Source organism: Rhizobium sp. GR12 (genome assembly GCF_036596185.1).
Lineage (GTDB): Bacteria > Pseudomonadota > Alphaproteobacteria > Rhizobiales > Rhizobiaceae > Agrobacterium > Agrobacterium nepotum.
In genome coordinates, this window is sequence record NZ_JASXTH010000002.1 from 327,408 (window position 1) to 350,282 (window position 22,875).

At 59.8% G+C, this 22,875-nt stretch carries 25 protein-coding genes; 10 read left to right on the plus strand and 15 right to left on the minus strand.

The window, feature by feature from the left end; genetic code table 11:
- Positions 1-14 precede the first annotated feature (14 nt).
- Together purQ and QSK43_RS04525 are read left to right on the plus strand one after the other, a co-directional pair.
- Positions 15-686, plus strand: coding sequence for a phosphoribosylformylglycinamidine synthase subunit PurQ (purQ, locus tag QSK43_RS04520; protein ID WP_045022766.1), 672 nt, complete (start codon positions 15-17; stop codon positions 684-686).
- A gap of 83 nt (positions 687-769) precedes the next feature.
- A complete protein-coding gene (locus QSK43_RS04525) occupies positions 770-1,177 on the plus strand; it encodes a hypothetical protein (RefSeq protein ID WP_332302460.1) in 408 nt (135 codons plus the stop codon).
- A gap of 229 nt (positions 1,178-1,406) precedes the next feature.
- Here the strand turns inward: QSK43_RS04525 and QSK43_RS04530 are convergent, their stop codons facing one another.
- A complete protein-coding gene (locus tag QSK43_RS04530) occupies positions 1,407-1,712 on the minus strand; it encodes a DUF1127 domain-containing protein (RefSeq protein ID WP_332302461.1) in 306 nt (101 codons plus the stop codon).
- 93 nt (positions 1,713-1,805) lie between these two features.
- Between QSK43_RS04530 and QSK43_RS04535 the strand changes: the two genes are divergently transcribed.
- The 4 genes from QSK43_RS04535 (at position 1,806) to QSK43_RS04550 (ending at position 6,530) form a co-directional block, all read left to right on the plus strand.
- Positions 1,806-3,224 carry an aminotransferase-like domain-containing protein gene (locus QSK43_RS04535; protein WP_332302462.1) on the plus strand — a complete coding sequence of 473 codons (1,419 nt, stop codon included), beginning with the start codon at positions 1,806-1,808 and terminating at the stop codon, positions 3,222-3,224.
- A 116-nt stretch (positions 3,225-3,340) separates the two neighbouring features.
- Positions 3,341-3,931 carry an acyloxyacyl hydrolase gene (locus QSK43_RS04540; protein WP_332302463.1) on the plus strand — a complete coding sequence of 197 codons (591 nt, stop codon included), beginning with the start codon at positions 3,341-3,343 and terminating at the stop codon, positions 3,929-3,931.
- Between the two features lie 114 nt (positions 3,932-4,045).
- On the plus strand, positions 4,046-6,280 hold the full coding sequence (gene purL / locus QSK43_RS04545) for a phosphoribosylformylglycinamidine synthase subunit PurL (RefSeq protein ID WP_045022779.1): 2,235 nt from the start codon (positions 4,046-4,048) through the stop codon (positions 6,278-6,280).
- A gap of 16 nt (positions 6,281-6,296) precedes the next feature.
- The gene (locus tag QSK43_RS04550) at positions 6,297-6,530 is read left to right on the plus strand and encodes a BolA/IbaG family iron-sulfur metabolism protein (RefSeq protein ID WP_045023086.1); all 234 of its coding nucleotides are present in this window, start codon (positions 6,297-6,299) and stop codon (positions 6,528-6,530) included.
- 135 nt (positions 6,531-6,665) lie between these two features.
- Here the strand turns inward: QSK43_RS04550 and QSK43_RS04555 are convergent, their stop codons facing one another.
- On the minus strand, positions 6,666-7,814 hold the full coding sequence (locus tag QSK43_RS04555) for a hypothetical protein (protein ID WP_332302464.1): 1,149 nt from the start codon (positions 7,812-7,814) through the stop codon (positions 6,666-6,668).
- Positions 7,815-7,925: 111 nt separating this feature from the next.
- Here QSK43_RS04555 and QSK43_RS04560 point away from each other — a divergent pair, with 111 nt between their 5' ends.
- The 3 genes from QSK43_RS04560 to QSK43_RS04570 all read left to right on the plus strand — a co-directional run bounded on the left by QSK43_RS04560 (position 7,926) and on the right by QSK43_RS04570 (position 10,012).
- Complete coding sequence (locus QSK43_RS04560; protein ID WP_332302465.1) at positions 7,926-8,189, plus strand: hypothetical protein; 264 nt, start codon at positions 7,926-7,928, stop codon at positions 8,187-8,189.
- Between the two features lie 144 nt (positions 8,190-8,333).
- Positions 8,334-8,669 carry a Grx4 family monothiol glutaredoxin gene (gene grxD, locus QSK43_RS04565; protein WP_332302466.1) on the plus strand — a complete coding sequence of 112 codons (336 nt, stop codon included), beginning with the start codon at positions 8,334-8,336 and terminating at the stop codon, positions 8,667-8,669.
- Positions 8,670-8,803: 134 nt separating this feature from the next.
- Positions 8,804-10,012 (plus strand): multidrug effflux MFS transporter, encoded by a 1,209-nt coding sequence (locus QSK43_RS04570; protein ID WP_332302633.1) that lies wholly within the window; start codon positions 8,804-8,806, stop codon positions 10,010-10,012.
- Positions 10,013-10,086: 74 nt separating this feature from the next.
- Here the strand turns inward: QSK43_RS04570 and QSK43_RS04575 are convergent, their stop codons facing one another.
- The 5 genes from QSK43_RS04575 to rpsD all read right to left on the minus strand — a co-directional run bounded on the left by QSK43_RS04575 (position 10,087) and on the right by rpsD (position 14,380).
- A complete protein-coding gene (locus tag QSK43_RS04575; RefSeq protein ID WP_332302467.1) occupies positions 10,087-10,911 on the minus strand; it encodes an inositol monophosphatase family protein in 825 nt (274 codons plus the stop codon).
- Positions 10,912-10,941: 30 nt separating this feature from the next.
- Positions 10,942-11,769 (minus strand): inositol monophosphatase family protein, encoded by an 828-nt coding sequence (locus tag QSK43_RS04580; RefSeq protein WP_045023093.1) that lies wholly within the window; start codon positions 11,767-11,769, stop codon positions 10,942-10,944.
- 16 nt (positions 11,770-11,785) lie between these two features.
- A complete protein-coding gene (gene ttcA, locus QSK43_RS04585) occupies positions 11,786-12,700 on the minus strand; it encodes a tRNA 2-thiocytidine(32) synthetase TtcA (protein ID WP_332302634.1) in 915 nt (304 codons plus the stop codon).
- Positions 12,701-12,763: 63 nt separating this feature from the next.
- On the minus strand, positions 12,764-13,693 hold the full coding sequence (locus QSK43_RS04590) for a glutaminase (protein ID WP_003495341.1): 930 nt from the start codon (positions 13,691-13,693) through the stop codon (positions 12,764-12,766).
- A gap of 69 nt (positions 13,694-13,762) precedes the next feature.
- Positions 13,763-14,380: a 30S ribosomal protein S4 gene (gene rpsD / locus QSK43_RS04595; protein WP_003516040.1), complete on the minus strand. Its 618-nt coding sequence runs from the start codon at positions 14,378-14,380 to the stop codon at positions 13,763-13,765.
- A gap of 452 nt (positions 14,381-14,832) precedes the next feature.
- On the opposite strand from rpsD, the gene QSK43_RS04600 reads away from it, so the two are divergent.
- Entirely contained in the window at positions 14,833-15,816 is a 984-nt protein-coding gene (locus QSK43_RS04600; protein WP_332302468.1) for a TerC family protein, read from the plus strand.
- Between the two features lie 38 nt (positions 15,817-15,854).
- Here the strand turns inward: QSK43_RS04600 and QSK43_RS04605 are convergent, their stop codons facing one another.
- From QSK43_RS04605 to QSK43_RS04640, 8 genes are all read right to left on the minus strand, one after another.
- Complete coding sequence (locus QSK43_RS04605; RefSeq protein WP_332302469.1) at positions 15,855-17,369, minus strand: ATP-binding protein; 1,515 nt, start codon at positions 17,367-17,369, stop codon at positions 15,855-15,857.
- 126 nt (positions 17,370-17,495) lie between these two features.
- Entirely contained in the window at positions 17,496-18,383 is an 888-nt protein-coding gene (locus QSK43_RS04610) for an EamA family transporter (RefSeq protein ID WP_332302470.1), read from the minus strand.
- 39 nt (positions 18,384-18,422) lie between these two features.
- Positions 18,423-19,061, minus strand: coding sequence for a LysE family translocator (locus tag QSK43_RS04615; RefSeq protein WP_045023101.1), 639 nt, complete (start codon positions 19,059-19,061; stop codon positions 18,423-18,425).
- 129 nt (positions 19,062-19,190) lie between these two features.
- A complete protein-coding gene (locus QSK43_RS04620; RefSeq protein ID WP_332302471.1) occupies positions 19,191-19,424 on the minus strand; it encodes a HigA family addiction module antitoxin in 234 nt (77 codons plus the stop codon).
- Positions 19,425-19,670: 246 nt separating this feature from the next.
- Entirely contained in the window at positions 19,671-19,910 is a 240-nt protein-coding gene (locus QSK43_RS04625; protein ID WP_045023105.1) for a hypothetical protein, read from the minus strand.
- 378 nt (positions 19,911-20,288) lie between these two features.
- A complete protein-coding gene (murI, locus tag QSK43_RS04630) occupies positions 20,289-21,110 on the minus strand; it encodes a glutamate racemase (RefSeq protein WP_332302472.1) in 822 nt (273 codons plus the stop codon).
- Positions 21,094-21,936 (minus strand): RNA methyltransferase, encoded by an 843-nt coding sequence (locus QSK43_RS04635; RefSeq protein WP_332302473.1) that lies wholly within the window; start codon positions 21,934-21,936, stop codon positions 21,094-21,096. Before QSK43_RS04635 ends, murI begins: the two co-directional genes overlap by 17 nt.
- 276 nt (positions 21,937-22,212) lie before the next feature.
- Positions 22,213-22,743: a hypothetical protein gene (locus QSK43_RS04640; RefSeq protein WP_332302474.1), complete on the minus strand. Its 531-nt coding sequence runs from the start codon at positions 22,741-22,743 to the stop codon at positions 22,213-22,215.
- Between the last annotated feature and the right edge of the window lie 132 nt (positions 22,744-22,875).

The window sequence follows — 22,875 nt, forward strand, 5'->3', positions numbered from 1 at the left end:
AGGAGCCGCCGACCATGAAATCCGCCGTCGTCCAACTTCCCGGCCTCAACCGCGATCGAGACATGATCGCGGCGCTCACGAAAATCTCCGGCAAGGCGCCCGTCACCATCTGGCAGACGGAAACAGACATTCCGGACGTCGACCTGATCGTCATTCCCGGCGGCTTTTCCTACGGTGACTACCTGCGTTGCGGCGCGATTGCCGCACGCATGCCGGTCATGCAGGCCATCCGCGAAAAGGCTGAACAGGGCGTCAAGGTTCTGGGCGTCTGCAACGGCTTCCAGATATTGGTCGAAGCGGGCATGCTGCCGGGCGCGCTGATGCGCAACGCCTCGCTGAAATTCGTCTGCCGTGAAGTGAAGCTCGAAGTCGTCAACAACGACACCGAATTCACCCGCGCCTATGACAAGGGCCAGGTGCTGCGTTGCCCCGTCGCCCACCACGACGGCAATTATTTCCTCGATACGGATGAGCTTAAGTCCGTCGAAGACAACGGCCAGGTCGTGTTCCGTTATGCCGATGGCACCAACCCCAACGGCTCGATGAACGACATTGCCGGCGTCATCAACGCGAAGGGCAATGTTCTCGGCATGATGCCGCATCCTGAAAACCTGATCGAAGCCGCCCATGGCGGCAATGACGGCCGCGGCCTCTTCGCCTCGGCGCTCGGCGTCATCGCAGCCTGACAAGCGGGCGGGCCACCCGCCTGCCCTCTTCCCGATGCCACTTTCCCCGGCTCCAGTTTTTGGCCTTTATTTTGGATGACGCGATGAACCGCCTGCTCCGTTCCCACGCCCCGAAGGCCGCTGGATTGCTTCTTGCCGCAGCCGCGCTTGCCGCGTGCCAGCCAAAGCCGCAACCGGTATCGTCCTCCGCATCCCGTGCGGCATTGCCGACTATGGAGCGGGTAGCGCTCGGTGCCAATGCCTGTTGGTTCAAATCCGGCGATCCGGCCTTCAAGGCCTATCGCCTGGCGCCCGAACTCAACTCCTTCTCCGGCCGGCCGCGCATTCTGCTCGTGCCGCGCAACAGCCCGGAATCGCGCCCGATGCTGGTCGTTCAGGCCGAAGGCAACCCGGCAAAGCTCGACGCTTTCGGACCCGTAATGAACGAGGCCCTTTCCGGCCGCATCGCAACCGACGTCAAACGCTGGGCGAATGGCGGCAAGGGCTGCTGATCTAGCGGCCTTCACACGCTCACGCAAAAATTACGACAAGGCTCTTCCCACACGCGACGTCATCCGAGGGCTTGTCCCAAGATGACGACGGTTGGAGCGAGCCATTCGCCAACACCCTGAAGCCCCAGATACAAAAAGACCCGCCGACGCCGGTTGGGACTGGCGTGGCGGGCCTGCCGAATGGCTATTCAGGCACCGGGGAAAGAAGGCGCCGCTCTCCGGCAGAAAATCAAAGCGGCCGCGTCGGCCAGGAGAAAAGCTGCGACCGCGCGGCCTCCTTCAAGGCCTCGTCCCGCGTGATGCCGATATCCTCCAGAAGATCATCGGAGAGTTCCCGCAGGGCAAACCGCCCCTGACGTTTCGCGTGCCAATAGGACAAGCCCGCAATCAGGCGACCAATAAGCGTGTGAGCGATTTCAGCCGGATACGGCGCCGGTGCGACCATGTCGCCGGCATCGCGGAACACGCGTTCCCGTTCGTAGCCGTCAGGATAGAGTGTATCCGCTGTCGAAAGGTATTGATCTAGCTTGCGCATATTGCACCTATTGTCTCCGTTAGTTTAGTCTCATTTAATGCAGCCAATAAATACAATTGACGCGGATACAGATACAATGCATAAATTGTCACCATGACAAATTGGCTTCCTGACATTACCGAGGGCATTGGACCCATTTACCTTCGTCTCGCGGACAGTATCGAAGGTGCGATTTCGGATGGCGTTCTGCAGGCCGGCTCAAAATTGCCGCCTCAGCGCAATCTCGCCTATGATCTCGGCGTGACGATCGGGACAATCAGCCGGGCCTATGCCCTTATTCACGAACGAGGCCTCGTCAGCGGCGAAGTCGGGCGTGGCACCTATGTCAATGAGCGCAAGACCCCTGCCCCGTCGTCGCGCGTGGAACCGGCAGCGGCGGCGTTCGGCGGTACACGGCATTCGGTCGACACCAGCGCCGAGTTTCGCCTGAACACCACCGCTGCACCCGATGTCGGCCAGAGCACGCTGATTACGCGACACATCGAAGCCGTCACCCGAGACCATCCTTTCGAAGTCACCAACTACACCCGCACGCTTCCAGACAGCTGGTGCATGGCGGGCGTTCGTTGGCTTTCCCAGAATGGCTGGTCACCCAAACCGGAAAACATCGTTTCGACGCTCGGCGCCCATGCGGCTGTGATGAGTGTGGTAACGGCGATGACGGCGCCGGGGGATCGCATCGTTTTCGAGCCCCTCACCTATTCCCATATCAGCCGCAGCGCCGCGCTCGCCGGACGGCGGGTAACGCTGGTTGAGGCGGATGAGAAGGGTATTGTCCCTGATGATTTCGAGCGCGTCTGCGCCCAGCAGCACCCCAAGATGATCTTCCTGATGTCGGCGGGCCAGAACCCGACCTGCGCCACCCTGCCCGAGGAGCGGCGGCGCGCAATCGCCGATATCGCCCGCAGATATGGCGTATGGATCGTAGAGGACAATCTCTATGGCGCCATGACCCGCGAGGCCATCCCGCTCATTGCGGAATTCGCGCCCGATATCACCTTCGTCGTCGGCGGCCTGTCCAAATCCGTTTCCGCCGGCGTCCGGGGCGGCTGGGTCGCCTGCCCGGCACAGTTCTCCTCGAGGATACGCATTTCGCATTCGATGATAACCGGCGGCTTGCCCTTCATGCTGGCCGAACTGAATGCGCGGCTCGTCAACAGCGGCGACGCCGATGACATTCGCAAGGATTGCATTGCCGAAATCAACCAGCGCGAGGCGATCGCCAGACGCGTCTTTGCCGGGCTGGAATTCAATTCTCTGCCGGATATCGCCTTCATGTGGCTGCGGCTGCCCGAACCCTGGCTATCCGGCACCTTCCGCAATGCCGCCGTGAAGGAAGGCGTGCTGATCGACGACGAGGACGAGTTCAAGGCCGGGCGCACGGAGAAGGTTTTCCACCGTGTCCGCATCAGCTTTTCCGGGCCTCCCAAACGCGAGGAACTGACGCATGCCTTCGGCATCCTGCGCAATTTGCTGGATAACGGTTCGGCCGGCTATGAAAGCGAAGCGTGACCAACGCCGGGAACGAGTCTTTCCTGCAACATGGCGTCTAATTCAGTAACTAATTATTTACCGAGCCGACAAATCTGCCATCCTTTCCATACTGTTTCGGAGTGGAGAATGATTCGATGGCAGCATTCGTTTCCATATCCGCCAGGGCGTCTTTCGTTCTGGCAATGCTTGTTGCAGCATTCGCGTTGACTGACATGACACCGGCCGCCGCTGCGGATGGCACGGTATTCGATGAATTGCGTTTCGGCGTCACCACCTCTTTGACCGGTCGCGACGACGGCGGCGAAAATGGCGTATTTCCCGCCTTCACCGCCTATTTCGACCCTTTCGCGAGCGCATCGGCCGTCACCTTCGGCGAAAAACTCGCCCGGCCCCGCCTGCATCTGGGTGCGGAAATCGGCACCGAGGGAGCCGCAACCACCATTTACGGCGGCGTGAACTGGACCTTCGATCTCAATCCGAAGATTTTCGTCGATCTGGGTTTTGGCGGCCTGTGGCATGACGGCAGGCTGAGAAACGGCCTGGGCGAAACCGGTGCCGAATTTGGCTGCCGTGCGCTTTTTCATGAATATGCCGCCATCGGATATCGCTTCGACAACAACTGGAATATTTCGACCCAGATCGAACATGCGTCCCACGCCAATCTTTGCGACGGCCCCAATGACGGGTTGACGCGTGTGGGACTTATGGTTGGCTACAAGTTCTGAATAAGCCAAGAAAGCAGCGTTTTGCCGGCAAAGCGGCGCATTTTCCTGTCGCACGGATGCGCCTCTTGCGCTAAAGAACCGGAAACTTTCCTCGGCTCGAACCGCGTGAGACCTATGTCTATCTCAAATTCCATCAAGATCACCCCGGAACTCGTTGCATCCCACGGGCTGAAGCCCGACGAATACCAGCGTATCCTCGACCTGATCGGACGGGAGCCGAGCTTTACCGAGCTTGGCATCTTCTCGGCCATGTGGAACGAGCACTGCTCCTACAAGTCTTCCAAGAAGTGGCTGAAGACCCTGCCCACCACTGGACCGCGCGTCATTCAGGGCCCCGGCGAAAATGCCGGTGTGGTGGATATCGACGATGGCGACTGCGTCGTCTTCAAGATGGAGAGCCACAACCATCCGTCCTATATCGAGCCCTATCAGGGTGCGGCGACCGGCGTCGGCGGTATCCTGCGTGACGTCTTCACCATGGGCGCACGCCCGATCGCAGCCATGAATGCGCTGCGTTTCGGCGCGCCGGACCATCCGAAGACCCGCCACCTGGTGGCTGGCGTCGTCGCCGGGGTCGGCGGTTACGGCAACTCCTTCGGCGTACCGACAGTCGGCGGCGAAGTGGAGTTCGATCCGCGCTATAACGGCAACATCCTCGTCAACGCCTTTGCCGCCGGCCTTGCCAAGTCCGATGCGATCTTCCTCTCGGAAGCAAAAGGTGTTGGCCTGCCGGTGGTCTATCTCGGTGCAAAGACCGGGCGCGACGGCGTCGGCGGTGCGACCATGGCCTCGGCCGAATTCGACGAATCCATCGAAGAAAAGCGCCCGACCGTTCAGGTCGGCGACCCCTTCACCGAAAAGTGCCTGCTGGAAGCCTGCCTCGAACTGATGAAGACCGGCGCCGTCATCGCCATTCAGGACATGGGTGCGGCCGGTCTCACCTGCTCGGCGGTCGAAATGGGCGCCAAGGGCGACCTCGGCATCGAACTCGATCTCAACGCCGTGCCGGTGCGCGAGGAGCGCATGACGGCTTACGAAATGATGCTGTCGGAAAGCCAGGAGCGTATGCTCATGGTGCTGGAACCCTCCAAGGAAGAGGTCGCCAAGGCGATCTTCGTCAAATGGGGTCTCGATTTCGCCATCGTCGGCAAGACCACCGACGACCTGCGTTTCCGCGTGCTGCACAATGGCGAGGAAGTCGCCAACCTTCCGATCAAGGATCTCGGTGATCAGGCTCCGGAATACGACCGCCCGTGGACGCCTGCCAAGGTTCAGGCGCCGCTTTCGGAAAACGACATTCCTTCGGCCGATATTGCCGATGCGCTGGTTTCGCTTCTCGGTTCGGCCAACAACTCCTCGCGTCGCTGGGTCTATGAGCAATATGACACGCTGATCCAGGGCAACTCCCTGCAGCTTCCGGGTGGCGATGCCGGCGTGGTCCGTGTCGAAGGCCATGACAAGAAGGCGCTCGCCTTCTCCTCCGACGTGACGCCGCGTTATGTCGAGGCGGATGCCTTCGAAGGCGGCAAGCAGGCCGTGGCCGAATGCTGGCGCAACATCACCGCAACCGGCGCCCTGCCGCTGGCGGCCACCGACAACCTGAACTTCGGCAATCCGGAAAAGCCTGAGATCATGAGCCAGCTCGTCCATGCCATCAAGGGCATCGGCGAAGCCTGCCGCGTGCTGGAATTCCCGATCGTTTCCGGCAACGTGTCGCTCTACAACGAGACCAACGGTCAGGCGATCCTGCCCACACCCACCATCGGCGGCGTTGGCCTGCTGAAGGATTGGAGCCGCATGGCCCGCATCCGCTTTGCCGCCGCCGACGAGGTGGTGCTGCTGGCCGGTGCGCCTGCTGGTCTAGGCACCCACATCGCCCAGTCCGTTTACATGCGCGATATCCATAACCGCATCGATGGCCCGGCACCGCATGTCGATCTGGCTGCTGAAAAGAAAAACGGCGATTTCGTCCGTTCGCTCATCATCGATGGTCTTGCGACAGCCGTTCACGATTGCTCCTCGGGCGGTCTGGCACTTGCGGTTGCCGAAATGGCGATTTCCTCCGGTATCGGCGCAACGATCGATGCGGTTGAAGGCCACAATCCGGTCCTCACCTTCTATGGCGAAGATCAGGGCCGTTACGTCCTGACCGTCAAGAAAAGTGATCTCGAAAAGGTGCAGGCGGCGGCAAAGGTGGCGGGCGTTTCCTGCCCCGCAATCGGCGTCACCGGTGGCGTCAGTGTAAAGCTGGGCACGGCGCGGGCCGTGGAGATTAAAGAATTGCACTTGGCCTATGAATCGTGGTTCCCTCAATTCATGGACGGCGAAACTTTGATCGCCGCAGAATGAACTAAGGAGAAACATCATGCCCATGAAACCCGGCGACATTGAAGACATGATTAAGGCGGGAATTCCCGGGGCAAAGGTCACGATCCGCGATCTGGCCGGTGATGGCGATCATTACGCGGCGGAAGTCGTCGCGGATGCGTTCAAGGGCAAGACCCGTGTGCAGCAGCACCAGATGGTCTATGACGCGCTACAGGGCAATATGGGCGGTGTTCTGCACGCCCTCGCCCTGCAGACCTCGGCTCCCGAATGACCGCACCGGTCAATGCGGCTCCGGCGGGACGGTTTCACTGTCCTGGCTGCGACAACGCATGAAAGCCACGAATGAAAACGCCCGCGTGACAACCTCACGCGGGCCTTTTTATGTCCGGTGGAATGGCCGCGCCACTTACAAAACCGGCGGGCTCTGTGAATCCAGATCGGCAAAGGATGCGGCCGGCAAAGGCCCTGATGTCAGCAGGGTAAAGTCGTAACCGGACTTGCGATCCGGCCCCAGAACATATTGCCGGTGCATGCGCAGGAAATTGCGCTTGTTCTTTTTATAGCGCTCCGGCGAAAGCGAATGCTTGAAGCGGATCGGCACGATTTTCGGCTGCGGCGCATCCTTATGACCGGTAAGCGCCACGGTGTTGCACCGGTAAAGGTGGATCGGATCGGTCAGGCACTGAATATCGAACCATGTCACTTCAGGGTGACGCGCAATCGTACCGATGCTCTTTCGCAGCCTGTCTGCGCTCGAAAGCAACGCACATTGCAACGCCGCGCCACCCAGTGTCGCAAAGGACAAATTCCTGCCATTGAGAGCATCTGGCCGCAGTTCCAGCACGCGGCCGATCACGGCGAGCGCCAGGCTGGCCCCCATGCTGTGCGACACGACCAGAACCTCCTCCGAGGACTGTTCAAGCGCCTTGAGAATGAGTGCGGCCTTTTCTTCGATCCATTCGCGGGCAATAGGCTCATCACGGCCGACAGCCAGCGCGAAGCGCCAGTCGGCGTAAAGATGCAGCGTATGAAACCGCTCCGCGAAAGGCAGGAAGCCCTTCACGAAGAACAGGGCGGCGGCGGGAAGACTGATCGCGAAGAGCCAGAGGGGGAAACCGAACAGCCAGGGCGACAGCGCGATACTCGCAGCAAGCGCGCCGCCCACCAGCATCAGCAGGAACGGAAAGATGAAAAACAGGCCGAAACGCCAAGCATGGCGTAGATAACGCCCGGCACCACCCTCCGCAACGATGCCGGCTGCGGCCCCAAAGCCCAGCGCGATCTGCCGCCAGAGTGGCGCATCCCGCAGGCGCGATATCACCGCATTATGGTCATAGACAACGATCGTGGAGCGCGTCCGCCAGTCGCCCGCCGAAGCCTCCACCGTGAATGTTTCGCCAGCCGGCGTCGTCTCCAGCGCGCCGACCGCATAATCGACATCCCACGTCTTGCCGGCAAGGGCTGCCGCCCGCTGATAGCGCAGGTGATGGGCAGCCGCATCGAGCGGATCGAAGCCGGGGAAATAAAGAACAAGTCGTGACTTGACGGTCGACATGCATAAACCTTCGGGGCTGGAGACACCCGAAAGGATCGCTTGATACAGTGGGCGATGCACGTATAGTAAAAATCACGACGGAAATATGATTTATTTACTGGTGAGGGAAAATTGTCTGGCATCGTCGATCAGTTGCTCAACGGCATCGTCAAGAGCGCACTGTCTGAAATCCTCACCAAGACCGGCCTGCGCACCACCCGTCGTACCCGCCGCCGGACAAGAGCAAATACTTCCCTCGCAGGCGGCATCGTCGACTCCGTGCTGAAAACCGCGATCGATGGCGCGATATCTGCCGCCACCAAACGCACCCCCGCCCAAAAGCAGGTCAGCAAAAAGCGCACGGCCGCTGCGCGCAGCAAGCAAAAAAGCCGCTGAGGCTGTCGACCGGTTTCCGCTCAGGGGGCGCTTTACAACATAAGCGCATTTTTTACGCCTCACGGGTGGAAATCGCGGCGCGACATGTTATTTAGGAACAAAGTCAAAGCAGCGGCCTTGAACCGCATGTGAAAGGAATAGGCCATGAGCGGCATTAACGATATGATCGACAGCGAAGTGAAGAGCAACGACATCGTTCTTTTCATGAAGGGCACCCCGCAATTCCCGCAATGCGGTTTTTCCGGTCAGGTCGTACAGATTCTCGACTATCTCGGCGTCGACTACAAGGGCGTGAACGTGCTTGCAGATGCCGATATTCGTCAGGGTATCAAGGACTATTCCAATTGGCCGACCATCCCGCAGCTCTATGTCAAGGGCGAATTCCTCGGCGGCTGTGACATCGTAAAAGAGATGTTCCAGTCCGGCGAACTGCAAAGCCACTTCCAAGAACAGGGTATCAGCGTCCGCGGCGCGGCCTGATTTCGGCCGGTTCATCCGGCCCACCCTGATTGTCAGAAAACTATGCCAGGCGTTGCTTCATGCAACGCCTTTGCCGTTCTTTTTGGGGCAATCCTGTGACAGAACTTTCACAATCCACTTCGCGCGCCGGTTCGATGGGGCGCACGGAATTTATCGCGCTCGCCGCGATGCTGATGGCACTGAATGCGCTCGCCATCGACATCATGCTGCCCGGCCTGCAGGAAATCGGCGCATCGCTTGGTGTCGTGAATGAAAATCACCGCCAATACGTCATTTCCACCTATCTCCTCGGTTTCGGCATCGCCCAGCTTCTGTACGGGCCGATCTCGGATCGCTTCGGACGTAGAAAACCGATGCTGGTCGGGCTTGCGATCTACATCGTTTCGGCCATCGCGGTGGTCTTCGTGCCGTCGTTTTCCGGCCTGCTGATTCTGCGCTTCATTCAGGGTATCGGCTCGGCGGCGACACGCGTCATCACCATCTCGATCGTGCGTGATATCTATGGCGGCCGCCAGATGGCGGAAGTCATGTCGCTGATCATGATGGTATTCATGGTCGTGCCGGTCATCGCGCCCGGCACCGGCCAGATCGTGCTGTTCTTCGGTGACTGGCATCTGATCTTCGCCTTCATGGCGGGAATTGCCGCCGTCGTGACAGCCTGGATGTATTTCCGCCTGCCGGAAACCCTGCATCCGGACGATGTCCGCCCCTTCACCGCCCGTTCGGTGATTGGCGGCTTCAAGATCGTGCTCACCAACCGCATCGCGCTCTGTTACACGCTCTCCAGCACCTTCATCTTCGGTGCGCTGTTCGGCTTCATCAACTCGGCTGAGCAGGTCTACAAGGGCATTTACGGGCTGGGCGCATGGTTTGCGGCGGCCTTTGCGGGCGTGGCGCTGTTCATGGCCTTCTCGTCCTTCATCAACGCAAAGCTTGTCGGCAGGTTCGGCATGCGCAAGCTGTCGCACGGATCGCTGCTGGGCTTCATCGCCATCACCTTCCTCTGGCTGGTGGTGCAGATGGTTGGACCGGAACCGATGCCCTTTGCGATCTTCATCGTGTTCTTCGCGCTTGCCATGTTCCAGTTCGGCTGGATCGGCTCGAACTTCAATTCGCTCGCGATGGAGCCGCTCGGCCATGTCGCCGGTACGGCCTCCTCCGTCATCGGTTTCATGGGAACCGTCGGCGGCTCGCTGATCGGCGCCGTCATCGGCCAGGCCTTCGACGGCACGGCTTTGCCGATGGTCGCCGGCTTCTTCGCCGTCTCCCTCATCGGCCTCGTCTTCGTGCTGATCGGCGAAAAAGGCGTGTTGTTCCAGGCCCACAACAAGCCTACGCACTAAGGACGGATAGACAAATTAAAAAAGGGCGCGGAATTCTGTTCCGCGCCCTTTTTTTGATTGAAACCGTGCTTCGCTCAAACCGTAAAGATCTTCTCGCGCAGCAATTCCCAGGTCTCCTGGTTTGGCGCAAGCAGCAGCCCACCATCCACATGGCGCGGCAGATAGGGCGATCCGTCGAGACGGGCGGCATAGGCGCCCGCTTCCTGCGAAAGCAGCGTGCCGGCCAGATGGTCCCAGGGCATCAGCTTGTTATACATCAGGAAATGCATATGGCCGCCGCAGAACAGGCGGTATTCATGCGCGGCGCAGCGATAGCTGGTGAAGAGCCGCACATCCGCGAGGTTCATGAGAATCTTGCGGCGTGTCTCCACATCGAAATAGCCGGTATTGGCGATGCCCACCATCTGCGACAGTTCAGGCGCCAGCACAACGGACATCTGCGTCTGCGAACCGTCGGCGGCGCAAAGCCAGGCGCCGGAGCCTTTTTCGGCAATGGCCCAGTCGTTGCCCATCGGGTCGAAGATCAGGCCGGCAACGGTTTCACCCTTCGAGATGACGCTCATCATCACACCGAAGAGCGGCAGGCCGGAGGCGAAATTATAGGTGCCGTCGATCGGATCGACCACCACGGCAAGATCGGCATCCGCAAGCTTGCCGAGCAGCGAGGCATCCGCCGCAACGGCCTCTTCGCCGATGAACAGCGCCTCGGGCATGATTTCCTGCACACGGGCGCGGATCAGCCGCTCAGCAGCCTCGTCGGCCTCGGTCACGAGGTCGATCGCCTCGCTCTTTACCCTGATGTCGCCCTCGCCCAGATTACGGAACCTCGGCAGGATTTCCACTGCCGCCGCCTCCTGAAGCGCATTGGCGAGAGAGGCGATGTCGAGTTCTATAGCCATGGGCGATATCCTTCTATTTGAGCATAAATATTATAAGGCCACGATTTCCCGGCGCAGCATCTTCCAGCTTTCCTTATCGGGAGCTGACAGGATGCCGCCCGTCGTCTGCCCTGGCCGGTAGGGCGTGTTGTCGAAACGGGCCGTGTAGCCGCCCGCTTCCTGATGAATGAGAACACCGGCGAGATGATCCCAGGGCATCAGCTTTTCATGACCGATGAAATGCAGCTTGCCGGCCGAGGCAAGCCAATATTCATGCGCCGAGCAATTGAGCGAAAGCGCCATCTTTATCTTGGCCATATTGGCCGCGATCACGGGGCGGCGATCCTCATGGCTGTGGCCCCAGGAAAAGATGCCGACCATTTCCGACAATGGCGTGGGTTCGGCGACCTTGAGCTTTGCTTGCGAGCCATCCTTGCGGTTGAGAAACGCGCCCTCGCCTTTCAGCGCGACGATGGTATCGCCCATGACAGGATCGTGGATGATGCCCGCCACCGTCTCACCCTTGACGGTGACAGCGAGCAGCGTACCGAAAGCGGGAAAGCCGGAAGCGTAATTGAAGGTGCCGTCGATGGGATCGATCACGAAGGCAAGCGGCGCGTCGGCAAGTGCGGGAATGACAGAGTGATCGGCATCATATGCCTCTTCGCCGACGATATGGGCCTTCGGAAATCGCTGAAGCAGAGCGGCGGTGATCGCCTTTTCCGCCAGAATGTCGGCCTCAGTGACGAGATCGACGGCGGAGGTCTTTTCAGAGATCGCGCCTGCGCTCAAATTGCGGAAGCGGGGCATGATTTCCTGCCTGCCGGCGGCGGCGACGGTGGAAACGAGAAAGTCGATATCTTTGTCGGAAAGGGTCATTGCTCGGGGCACTTCTTCATAAGGGAGGGCGGGCCTCCGTACGCTCTTCAGGTGACGCCCCGGTGACAGCGAGCGCCGAAAAATCAAAAAGCTTCGGGTCGAGCAGATGCGACGGATTGACATGGGCAAGCGCCCTCAGCATCACGTCCTTGCGGCCCGGCATGCGCCTTTCGATGTCGGCCAGCATCTCCTTCATGGCATTGCGCTGAAGCCCGTCCTGCGAGCCGCAGAGGTCGCAGGGAATGATCGGGAACTCCATGGCCGCCGCGAATTTCGCCAGATCGTCTTCGGCGCAATAGGCAAGCGGACGCAGCACCATCAGGTCGCCCTCGTCGTTCATCAGCTTCGCCGGCATGCCCGCCAGCCGGCCGCCATGGAAGAAATTCATGAAGAAGGTCTCGAGAATATCCTCGCGGTGATGGCCGAGCACCAGCGCGTCGCAGCCCTCTTCCCGTGCGATACGGTAGAGATTGCCGCGCCGCAGACGCGAACAGAGCGAACAATAGGTGCCGCCAGCAGGCACTTTTTCCTTCACGACGGAATAGGTGTCGCGATATTCGATGCGATGGGTAACGCCGATCTTTGCCAGATATTCCGGCAGCACATGCTTGGGGAAATTCGGCTGACCCTGGTCCAGATTGCAGGCAATGAGTTCGACAGGCAGAAGATCGCGCCACTTCAGATCGAGCAGCAGCGCCAGAAGACCGTAGCTGTCCTTACCGCCGGAAAGGCCGACCAGCCAGCGCTTCTGGCCGTTCAGCATGCCGAAATCCCCGAAGGCCTGACGGATATTGCGCAACAGCCGCTTGCGCAACTTGTTGAAGGAAACCGAACGGGGCGCCGCGTCGAACAGCGGATGCGAACCGCCGCTTTCTCCGGACAGGTCCTGATCGGCCTCGACCTCATCTGCGATGCTGGTGACGATGTTCATGATTAGCCCGCTCTGGCGTTTAGCCATTTTCAATGCTGGAAATGCCCGCATCCGCCCGCAATATCAAGCCCCGAATACCGACCAGCCGGTTTTCGTCGCCAGCATTTCGAGCGCATGTGACCCGAGCGCCGAATTGCCGACCTTGTTGAGACCCGGCGACCAGACGGCAATCGACGCCTTGCCCGGCGCGACTGCCATGATGCCGCCGCCCACGCCGCTCTTGCCCGGCAGGCCGACATGATAGGCGAAATCGCCCGATCCGTCATAATGGCCGCAGGTCAGCATCAGCGCATTGATGCGCCGCGCGCGTCGGTCTGACACAACCGTATGACCACTCAGCGGATTGCGGCCGCGATTGGCAAGGAAAAGACCGGCCCGTGAAAGCTGCGCACAGGTCATGGACAGCGCGCACTGATGAAAATAGACGCCCAGCGTATATTCAACGGGGTGATGCAGATTGCCGAAGGACCGCATGAAATTGGCAAGCGCGAAATTGCGGAAACCCGTCGCCTGCTCGGATTTCGCCACGGTGTCATCAATGCTGATCGTGTCATCGTCAGCGAGATAACGGACGAAACGCAGAAGCTCGCCAATCGCCTCGCGCGGCTGGTGGCCGGAAAGAACGATATCCGTCACCACGATGGCGCCGGCATTGACGAAGGGATTGCGCGGAATGCCGTGCTCATGCTCCAGCTGGACGATGGAGTTGAAGGACGACCCCGACGGCTCACGCCCCACCCGGTTCCACACCGTCTCGCCCGCTTTGCCGAGCGCCAGCGTCAGCATGAAGACCTTGGAGATGCTCTGGATCGAAAACGGCGTGAGCGCATTGCCGGCCGTATAAGTGGTTCCGTCGACAGTGGTGATGGCGATACCGAACTGGTTCGGATCGACCTTGGCGAGTTCCGGAATGTAATCCGCAACCTTGCCCTCGCCCAAGCGCGGCACCATGCTGTCGTAAATGGAATCGACGATCGCCTGAATGTCCTGCATGCAAAGCCTTCCCCAGCAAACAAAAAAGCCGCCCCGAGGGGCGGCTTTCTCAATACTGAAACGCGCCGATTAACGCGAGTAGAATTCGACGACCAGATGCGGTTCCATGACGACCGGGTACGGAACGTCAGACAGAGCCGGGATGCGAGCATAGGTCGCAACCATCTTGTTGTGATCGACTTCGATGTAATCAGGAACGTCGCGTTCTGCGAGCTGAACAGCTTCGAGAACGGTCACCAGCTGCTTGGACTTCTGGCGAACTTCGATAACGTCGCCCGGCTTGCAACGGTAAGAACCGATGTTGACGCGAACGCCGTTAACCGTGACGTGGCCATGGTTGATGAACTGACGCGATGCGAAAACGGTCGGAACGAACTTGGCGCGGTAGACGATGGCGTCCAGACGCGACTCGAGCAGGCCGATCAGGTTCTCGGAGGTATCGCCCTTGCGACGGTTTGCTTCGTCGTAGGTGGCGCGGAACTGCTTTTCGCGCAGTTCGCCGTAGTAGCCCTTGAGCTTCTGCTTGGCGCGCAGCTGCGTGCCGAAGTCGCTCATCTTGCCCTTGCGGCGCTGGCCGTGCTGGCCCGGGCCGTATTCGCGGCGGTTTACCGGGGACTTCGGACGGCCCCAGATGTTTTCGCCCATACGGCGGTCAATTTTATACTTAGCCGATTCGCGCTTGCTCATCGTATTTCCTTCTCAATAGGTTATGCCGGTTTGTTGCCAAACCGGTTTGAGGAAACACGCCCTCCTCTGAAGCCCGTTTCAGGACCTCTGACAGGTTTCTCACATGCGAATGGAGAGACCACGGGACATGTCGGTGATGTTGACCGCCGAACGTCAGCTTATAAACTGCAGGGCAGTCAACGAAACACACCGGACATGACTGCCCGGCGTTGGGGCGGCTTCTAAACACGTTTTACAAATTTGTCAAACAAAGCCCGCCGCTTTTTTCTCGAAACACCCCTTGAAAAGCCGGAAGGCCCACCCACTTCTAAGCCGTAATCAGGACTCGGGCCCCTCTGGCGTGTTACCGGACAACACGTGATGTCGAGTCTCTTGAAGGTTGGGGCCCACGTCGATTGTTGATACGCGTTCCCCATCCGCAAAGCCAACCTCGTCCGGCTAAAGGTTGACTGATGGACTTCCTCCTTACGGATTTTCTCGGCACGCCCACATGGATGTGGGGCGTTTTCATTTCTCTCGTTCTTGGCCTGCTCGCGCTCGATCTCGGCGTGCTGCACAAGAATTCCCGCGAAATCGGCATTCGTGAAAGCCTGATGATGTCAGGCTTTTACATCGCCATCGGCTTGGCCTTCGGCGGCTGGATCTGGTACCAGTCCGGCGAGCAGTCGGCGATGGAATATGTCACCGGCTTCGTGGTCGAAAAAAGCCTGGCGATGGACAATATCTTCATCATCGCCATGATCTTCTCCTACTTCGCCGTTCCCCGCCAGTATCAGCACCGCGTGCTGTTGTGGGGCATCCTCGGCGTCATCGTGCTGCGCGGTGTCATGATCGCCGGCGGCGCTGCCATCGTCGAAAATTTCCACTGGGTGCTTTATCTCTTCGCGGCCTTCCTCGTCTTCACGGGCCTCAAGATGCTGTTTTCGTCCGACCACGACGAATCGGACATCGGCAACAACCGCATCCTGAAATTCCTGCGCAGCCGCCTGCCGGTGACAGATAGGCTTCATGGCGAGAAATTCTTCGTCAAGGAGACGGATGGGACCACCGGCAAGCTGAAAACCTTCGTAACGCCGCTGTTTCTGGCGCTCATCATGGTCGAAATCGCCGACCTGATCTTCGCAGTCGATTCGATCCCGGCGATCTTCGCGATCACCACCGATCCGTTCATCGTCTATACGTCGAACATCTTCGCAATCCTCGGCCTGCGTGCACTCTATTTCGCGCTTGCCGCCCTGATCCACCGCTTCGCCTATCTGAAATATGCGTTGGCTGCGGTTCTGGTCTTTGTCGGCTCGAAGATTTTCGTCGCTGACATGCTCGGCATCGCCAAGATCCCGCCCGCCGTATCGCTAGGCGTCACCGTCGCCATCCTCGCAACCGGCATCATCGGGTCGCTGATCGCGACGCGCAAGGAAGCCAAGGCCATCGAGTAAGGCTTGAAAAACGTTGGTGGCAGGAAAACCTGCCCCAACTACTCCGCCGCAAGCTTCGCGACATCCTCTGCCGCATCCGCATCGCCGGGTGCGGTCTTTGCGTCGAGATCGGGGAAAGCCACGATGCGTTTGCCGGAGAAATCGGCATGCACCACCACAAGCTCCTTCTCCTCGAAATAGCCGAGAAGCCGCCGCGCACGGCGGGCGGAATGGGTGCCGTAGGCGCGGGCGATACGGGCGTCGGACGGGCATGCCTCCTCATTGAGCGCCGCCTTGACCAGCAGCAGGAAAACACCCTGCAAGTCGTCGGAAACAGACATCGACAGTTCCAGCGCCTTTTGCCAACCTTCGCTTGCCGCCATCGCCGCATCCACGCCGGAGCGGGCAATTGCCACCTGCCGGCGGAATTCCGCAAGCGGCATCGGCGTGCCGGGAATGCGGCGCATGCGGGCGCGCACCAGAAAGTCCTGATACAGCACAGCGTCGGTGCGATAGGCCGATTGGGGATCGTCGAGAATTTCGGCAAGCACGGCCGCAATCTTCTCCTCGCGTTCCTCCGGCGTCATTTCAACCTGGCCGGCGCGTGGCTGATCCGTGGAGGGTCCAGCGGCGGCGGGGGTGGAGCGGGACAGTTCCGCCAGAATATCGGTGGTCGGACGCGGTGCCGGCGGCGTGCGGCGCGTGGCGGGCCGGGTGAATTCCTCCGGATCCGGCGTGAAGATCAGGTCTTCCACATCCTGTGGTGCATCCGGCAGCGGCATCAGCTTCGGCGAGGACGAGCGCGCCGAGGTTTCCACCGTGCCTATGACGATGGGCAACGGGCGGCGCGACAGCGCAGGCCCAAGCGCCACGAAATTGCCGCGCTGCAGATCGCGGAACATTTCCGCCTGCCGCCGGTCCATGCCGAGCAGATCAGCCGCGCGCGCCATGTCGATATCGAGAAAGGTGCGGCCCATCAGGAAGTTCGAGGCTTCTGCCGCCACGTTCTTGGCAAGCTTGGCCAGACGCTGCGTGGCGATGACGCCCGCAAGCCCGCGCTTTCGCCCACGGCACATCAGATTGGTCATGGCGCCGAGCGAGGCCTTGCGCGCATCCTCGGTCACCTCACCGGCGACGGAGGGCGCAAACATCTGCGCCTCATCCACCACGACAAGCACGGGATACCAGAATTCACGATCCGCATCGAACATGCCGTTGAGGAATGCGGCTGCGGCACGCATCTGCTGTTCGACATCAAGACCTTCGAGCGTCAGCACGCAGGAGACGCGGTGCTGGCGAATGCGGTTAGCAATGCCCGCAAGCTCGGCTTCCGTGCGCTCTCCATCCACCACCACATGGCCGAACTTGTCGGACAGCGTGACGAAATCGCCCTCGGGATCGATGATGACCTGCTGCACCCATTGCGCCGATTGCTCCAGAAGCCGGCGCAGGAGGTGCGACTTGCCGGACCCGGAATTGCCCTGCACCAACAGGCGTGTCGCAAGCAATTCCTCAATATCGAGCTTGGCCGCCTGCCCGCCCGATAGGGTCCCCATGTCGATGCCGACCTGCAATGTTCAATTCCTCGTGCTCGATCAAATCGCGCCGATTCCCGTGCGGGCGGCCGAACATGCTCTTTACCAAAAAATCCGGGATTGCGTCTGTTACATCCACACAATGCACAGGCAATTGCGCCGCACCTACGCGGCCCCGGACGAAACCCGCGAAAATGAAAGCCGCCTGCCGAACACATTCAGCATCAGTCCGATGATGACCAACGCGGCACCAACCACTTCGAAGACAGTAATATGCTCCGCAAAAGCGAGATAGGCACTGACGAAACCGACAATCGGCACCAGCAGCGAAAACGGCGCCACCGTTCCGGCCGGATAACGCAGAAGCAGGTAACTCCAGATGCCCGCGCCGACGATGGTCGCACCATAGGCCATGTAGATCACCACGAGAGCCATCGTCGGCGTCGCGTTGAGCAACCCTTCCACAATCGCATCAGGTCCTTCCACCACCAGCGAAAGCAGGACCAACGGCAGAACGGGTACAAGGCTCGTCCATGCGACAAAGGAGACAGCGTTCACCTGGCCGATGCGGCGATTGACGATATTGCCACAGGCCCAGGCAATGGCCGAGCCGACCCCCATCAGCAGCGGTATCAGCGCTGCTGCCGTCATACGCTCCACGCCGATGACCGCCAGCCCACCAAAGGCAACGATCGCGCCGACGATCTGTGAAGGCAACGGCCGCTCGCCGAGAAACACCACGGCCAGCGCCAGCGTGAAGAAGGCCTGCGACTGCATGACGAGCGAAGCAAGCCCCGCCGGCAGGCCGAGCTTGATGGCCGGGTAAAGCAGGCCGAATTGCACGAAACCCATCGCCATGCCGTAAACGATCATATGCCGCCACGGCACATTGGGTTTCGGCAGGAAGAACACCAACGGCACGGCCGCAAAGAGATAGCGCACCCCCGTCAGGAACAAGGGCGGCATGTCGGCAACGCCGATCTTGATGACGACGAAGTTGAAGCCCCACAAAAACACGGTGATCAGGGCAAGAAGAATATGCGGCATTGCCATTTTGTTATGTCCGAATTTCAGGCGGTCGACAGGCGCGCTTTACGCCGAAACCGCCCTCTTCCAGCCAAACGTAATAAGACCCGCGCCGATCAGGAGACCACCGCCCGTGCGGTTGACGATGCGCTGAACCCTAGGCTTGCGGATCGTATTGCGGGCAGCACTTGCCAGAAGTCCATAAAGGGCAGCATTGCAGGTGGCAAGCACCAGGAATGTCGCTTCGAAAATCAGCACCTGCGGCCAGAAGGGCAGCGTCGGCACGAGAAACTGCGGCAGGAAGGCAACGAAAAACACGATGCTTTTCGGGTTCAGCGCCGTGACGATATAAGCGTGCAGGAAGATTTTAAGCGGCCTTTCACGGCCCGTTACGCCGGTGCCTTCCGCACCTTCGCCGCCAACCGGCGAACGCCACAGCTTGATGCCGAGATAGATGAGGTAAGCCGCACCAACCCATTTCAGGCCGGTGAAAAGGGCCGCCGATGTGGCAAGCAGCGCCCCAAGCCCCAGCATCGAGGCCGTCATCGCGGTAAAATCTCCAAGCGCCACGCCCGTCACCGTCGCCGTGCTCGCCTTGCGCCCATGCCCCAGCGCATAGGAAATCACCAGCAGGATCGTCGGTCCCGGAATAGCGAGCATGATGGCGGATGCGGCCACGAAGGCCAGCCAGTTCTCGAGTGGCATGATGAAATCTCCCCTTACCTGATTTGCCGAGCAAGCCATCAAAAGCGCCCGGTATCAAGCCATATTTTTTGAGGATCACGCCGCTTTGTCTTCGAGCGGGCGAATGGGCGGCTGTTCCCGTTTCATCGCTTATGCAAGTTCGTAATTCGACTGCATGGCAAACCATGCACGCGCCGTGCTGACCCCTGCCCGCTCCAGCCGCAGGGCAAGATCAGGGCTGACGCCTGCCCGCCCGTTCAACACACGCGAAAGCGCCATACGGGGCATACCGAGCCTTTGCGCAGCGTCTGTTACGGAAAGCTGAAGTGCGACAATGACCTCCTCCCGTAGCAACTCACCAGGGTGAACCGGAAATTTCATCATTAGAACCACTCCCTTCAATGAATATGCGACGTCATCCTCGGCCTTGTGCCGAGGATCTGCCAACGTATCGGAAATTCGAAACGTGAGCAGATGCTCGGGACAGGCCCGAGCATGACGGAGAGAAGATGATCACTCCGCACGCAACACGGACAATCCATTCGCTTTGAATCGTATCAGTGCCACAACAACATTGAGCGACACAGACAAAACCTCCCCGGCTTATTCTCGCCGGAGAGGCCGCCGCCATCAAAACCTCGGCGCCCAGTGAGGAGCGGCCCATTCCCGCCGCCTTTTGCGGGCCGATGGTTCCAGGCCGATATCGTCCAGCAGGCGTTCAGGCAGATCGGCAAGATCGGTCGGCGGTAGACGCGGCACCATCGCCGCGACGAGAACAGCCTTCAGGGTTTTCCAGACGCCGAATGTGACGAACAAACGGTCGACCGCATCCGGCAGCGCATATGCTACCAATGGTTGATTTTTCTGCATGAGAAATCCATCCCGGCGCGACGAAGCGACCAGGTCCTTTATCGATGGATAAACGACATGCCGGAACGGTGGGCGCAACACGCGGAAGCGCTGACACACAATTCAGATGTCGGACGAAGTGAAAATGCCAAACGGCAGGGAAATCAGGCCATAAGCCTTATCGGAGGTCGATGCCTCGGGACATGTAACCACAGAAGACCATGCCGGAAATGCCAGACATGCCGTTAAGGCGCATATTCATATAGTCAGTCATTCCACGCCTCCTTTTATAGCGGTTACAGACGAGAGACATCTTACACGAGATGCCGGCTGCGACAAGAGGCCGCAATCTCGAATTGAAAAACTCAAATGGGATAGATGCAAAAAAGCAACAAACACTCAGGTCAACGAGACGCTGAGGCCAAAACCCTGCATCAGCCGCCGCGTGGCGAAATCCGGTTTGCCTGACGTGAACACGGCAAAGTCGAAACCATCGGGATGCTCCGCATCCTGCGGCAGCGGCACCAGATGGCGGGCGCGCCGTGCGATCGCTTCGGCCGGGTCGAGCCAGTCCACCGGCCAGGGGGCGAGCCGGCGAAACACATTGGCCATGAAGGGATAATGGGTGCAGGCGAGAACGACGATATCCGTGCGCCGACCGTCGCTCTCGATGAAGCAGGGCTCGATTTCGGCAAGCACCGCTTCGTCGGATATCGGCTCACCTCTTATCCAGTTCTCCGCCATGCGCGCCAGATTTTCCGACCCCACGAGGCGGACATGACATTGCGAGGCGAAGGACTGGATGAGATCGCGCGTATAGGCGCGCTTGACGGTGCCCGGCGTCGCGAGCACTGAGACGAGACCGGAACGAGTGCGCTCGGCCGCCGGCTTGATAGCGGGAACGGTGCCGACGAAGGTCATGTCCGGAAATTTAGCCCGAAGATCGGCCCCGGCCAGCGTGAAGGCGGTATTGCAGGCGATGACACAGACTTCGGGGCTGTAATCCTCAAGCAGCTTTTCGAAGAGCGCAAGAATGCGCGCCTTCAGCGCCTCCTCTTCCCAGCCGCCATAGGGGAAACCCGCATCGTCGGCCACATAGATGAAACCGCGCTCGGGCATCAGGACGCGCGCCTCGCGCAGAACCGTCAGCCCGCCAATGCCGGAATCGAACACCAGCACCGGTTTCAGCTCGTTGGCCGCCGCCTCACTCGTTTTCAGCATTCTCCCCCGTACCTTCCGCCGATATCCCCTCTGCCGTTTCCACCTTGCCGACCTGCTTCGGCCAGCGGCGGGGAAAACGGTCGAGCGTATTGATCACGCCCCGGAAGACGCTGATTTCCTGCTCGGAAAATCCGCGTCTCGACAGCACCGCACGTAGATTGTCGATCATTCTCGGCTTTTTTGGGAGCGGATGGAAATAACCACGCGCATCCAGCGCTTCCTCGATATGTTCGAACAGGCCGAAAACCTGCTCCTTGGTGGAGGGCCGCTGCTCGACCGGCTGGAAAAGCGTCTCCTCCAGATCGTCCATGCCGGATTTCATCCACTCATAGGACATTAAAAGCACGGCCTGCGCGATGTTGAGCGAAGCAAAGGCGGGATTGACCGGAAATGTCACGATCTCGTCGGCCAGCGCCACTTCCTCATTGGTAAGCCCCCAGCGCTCACGCCCGAACAGTATGCCGGTTCTGTCGCCCGTCTTGAATTTCGCACGCAGCGTCTCGGCGGCAGCGCCTGGCGCACGCACCGGCTTGAAACCGTAACGCGCACGCGCGGTGGTCGCGTAGACGAAGTTCAGGTCCTTGACCGCCTCTTCCAGCGTCTCGAACACCTTCGTTGCGTCGATGACATGATCGGCCTTGGAAGCGGCGGCACGCGCCTTCTCGCTCGGCCAGCCGTCTCGCGGATTGACCAGACGCAATTCGGCAAGGCCGAAATTGGCCATCGCCCGCGCCACCATGCCGATATTTTCGCCGAGCTGCGGTTCGACCAGAATGATCGCCGGGCCTTCCGCCAGAAGTTCAAGCTCGCTGTTTGTGCCTGCCATCGTCGTTTTCCAGTTTGAAGCATTGCATCGATTTTTAGACCGATATCGTAAAGCGCGCTTCACTGGCATAGATCGGCGCCAAAATCAAAGCCGGAGCGGGCGGAAGTCTGGCTTCAGGCTACTGACGAAAGGGCCAAAAACCCAACGGCATCATCCTCGGACTTGATCCGAGGATCCACAACCCATTGAAATCAATGGGTCCTCGGGTCAAGCCCGAGGATGACGTCGAGTTTGGTTGGGATTTTGTCGCCAAATTCCCGCTCACAGGACGCCCTCTTATTCGCCCTTGATGATCGTCGCCATCTCTTCGCGCAGCGAATCCCTGCCCTCATCGCCAACCCGGTGAATGTCGCTGATGACTGGCTGGCCGTTTTCCTCGATCACGTCGAAATGCACCTCGTCCACCGTCGCCTTCATCTCGGCCTCGTCCATGCAGGCCCAGAGCTTGAACTTCGCCGTCACATCCGTCACGCCGTCTTTCACCGCACCGGGAGTTACGGAAACATCCGCCAGCGGGCAGCCATCCTGCGAATTCGTCACCACATCGTAACCGAAGGGATCGCCGGTCGCGCCGCTTTCCGCCTCGTAAGCCGGCTTCTTGGAGGCCTCGCGATATTGCGCGACGAAGTCCTTGCTGAACAGGCTGGTCAGCATGTCCTCGTCGAAGATGTATTTCCAGTTTTCCGCATCGCCGGACCAGTTCTTGACGGTGATATCCATCACCTTCTGGACGGGATCGGCAGGCCCGGCCGCAAGAGCGCTGTGGGAAACGAGGACGGCGGCAGTCAGAAGCAGAATATTCCGCATGATGTAATCCCGGGGTAGGCCCGAAGGCGGGCGAAGCGATTCGCCTGACTGTATTCAGGCAATATGGTTTGGCAATGCGCAAAGCGTTATTGCACCGCGCCAAAAAAGCGCCCCCCATGGCTTTGCCTCAGA

What these genes read in the sequence shown, in the direction of transcription:
- QSK43_RS04555 (WP_332302464.1), bottom strand. Translation starts at nt 7,814, where the DNA reads ATGTCGACCGTCAAGTCACGACTTGTTCTTTATTTCCCCGGCTTCGAT.
- rpsD (WP_003516040.1), bottom strand. Translation starts at nt 14,380, where the DNA reads ATGAGCAAGCGCGAATCGGCTAAGTATAAAATTGACCGCCGTATGGGC.
- QSK43_RS04535 (WP_332302462.1), top strand. Translation starts at nt 1,806, where the DNA reads ATGACAAATTGGCTTCCTGACATTACCGAGGGCATTGGACCCATTTAC.
- purL (WP_045022779.1), top strand. Translation starts at nt 4,046, where the DNA reads ATGTCTATCTCAAATTCCATCAAGATCACCCCGGAACTCGTTGCATCC.
- QSK43_RS04530 (WP_332302461.1), bottom strand. Translation starts at nt 1,712, where the DNA reads ATGCGCAAGCTAGATCAATACCTTTCGACAGCGGATACACTCTATCCT.
- QSK43_RS04575 (WP_332302467.1), bottom strand. Translation starts at nt 10,911, where the DNA reads ATGGCTATAGAACTCGACATCGCCTCTCTCGCCAATGCGCTTCAGGAG.
- QSK43_RS04620 (WP_332302471.1), bottom strand. Translation starts at nt 19,424, where the DNA reads ATGATGAAATTTCCGGTTCACCCTGGTGAGTTGCTACGGGAGGAGGTC.
- QSK43_RS04625 (WP_045023105.1), bottom strand. Translation starts at nt 19,910, where the DNA reads ATGCAGAAAAATCAACCATTGGTAGCATATGCGCTGCCGGATGCGGTC.
- QSK43_RS04590 (WP_003495341.1), bottom strand. Translation starts at nt 13,693, where the DNA reads ATGCAGGACATTCAGGCGATCGTCGATTCCATTTACGACAGCATGGTG.
- QSK43_RS04635 (WP_332302473.1), bottom strand. Translation starts at nt 21,936, where the DNA reads ATGGCAGGCACAAACAGCGAGCTTGAACTTCTGGCGGAAGGCCCGGCG.
- ttcA (WP_332302634.1), bottom strand. Translation starts at nt 12,700, where the DNA reads ATGAACATCGTCACCAGCATCGCAGATGAGGTCGAGGCCGATCAGGAC.
- QSK43_RS04570 (WP_332302633.1), top strand. Translation starts at nt 8,804, where the DNA reads ATGGGGCGCACGGAATTTATCGCGCTCGCCGCGATGCTGATGGCACTG.
- QSK43_RS04615 (WP_045023101.1), bottom strand. Translation starts at nt 19,061, where the DNA reads ATGCCACTCGAGAACTGGCTGGCCTTCGTGGCCGCATCCGCCATCATG.
- QSK43_RS04580 (WP_045023093.1), bottom strand. Translation starts at nt 11,769, where the DNA reads ATGACCCTTTCCGACAAAGATATCGACTTTCTCGTTTCCACCGTCGCC.
- QSK43_RS04525 (WP_332302460.1), top strand. Translation starts at nt 770, where the DNA reads ATGAACCGCCTGCTCCGTTCCCACGCCCCGAAGGCCGCTGGATTGCTT.
- QSK43_RS04640 (WP_332302474.1), bottom strand. Translation starts at nt 22,743, where the DNA reads ATGCGGAATATTCTGCTTCTGACTGCCGCCGTCCTCGTTTCCCACAGC.
- purQ (WP_045022766.1), top strand. Translation starts at nt 15, where the DNA reads ATGAAATCCGCCGTCGTCCAACTTCCCGGCCTCAACCGCGATCGAGAC.
- murI (WP_332302472.1), bottom strand. Translation starts at nt 21,110, where the DNA reads ATGCTGAAAACGAGTGAGGCGGCGGCCAACGAGCTGAAACCGGTGCTG.
- QSK43_RS04550 (WP_045023086.1), top strand. Translation starts at nt 6,297, where the DNA reads ATGCCCATGAAACCCGGCGACATTGAAGACATGATTAAGGCGGGAATT.
- QSK43_RS04600 (WP_332302468.1), top strand. Translation starts at nt 14,833, where the DNA reads ATGGACTTCCTCCTTACGGATTTTCTCGGCACGCCCACATGGATGTGG.
- grxD (WP_332302466.1), top strand. Translation starts at nt 8,334, where the DNA reads ATGAGCGGCATTAACGATATGATCGACAGCGAAGTGAAGAGCAACGAC.
- QSK43_RS04610 (WP_332302470.1), bottom strand. Translation starts at nt 18,383, where the DNA reads ATGGCAATGCCGCATATTCTTCTTGCCCTGATCACCGTGTTTTTGTGG.
- QSK43_RS04540 (WP_332302463.1), top strand. Translation starts at nt 3,341, where the DNA reads ATGGCAGCATTCGTTTCCATATCCGCCAGGGCGTCTTTCGTTCTGGCA.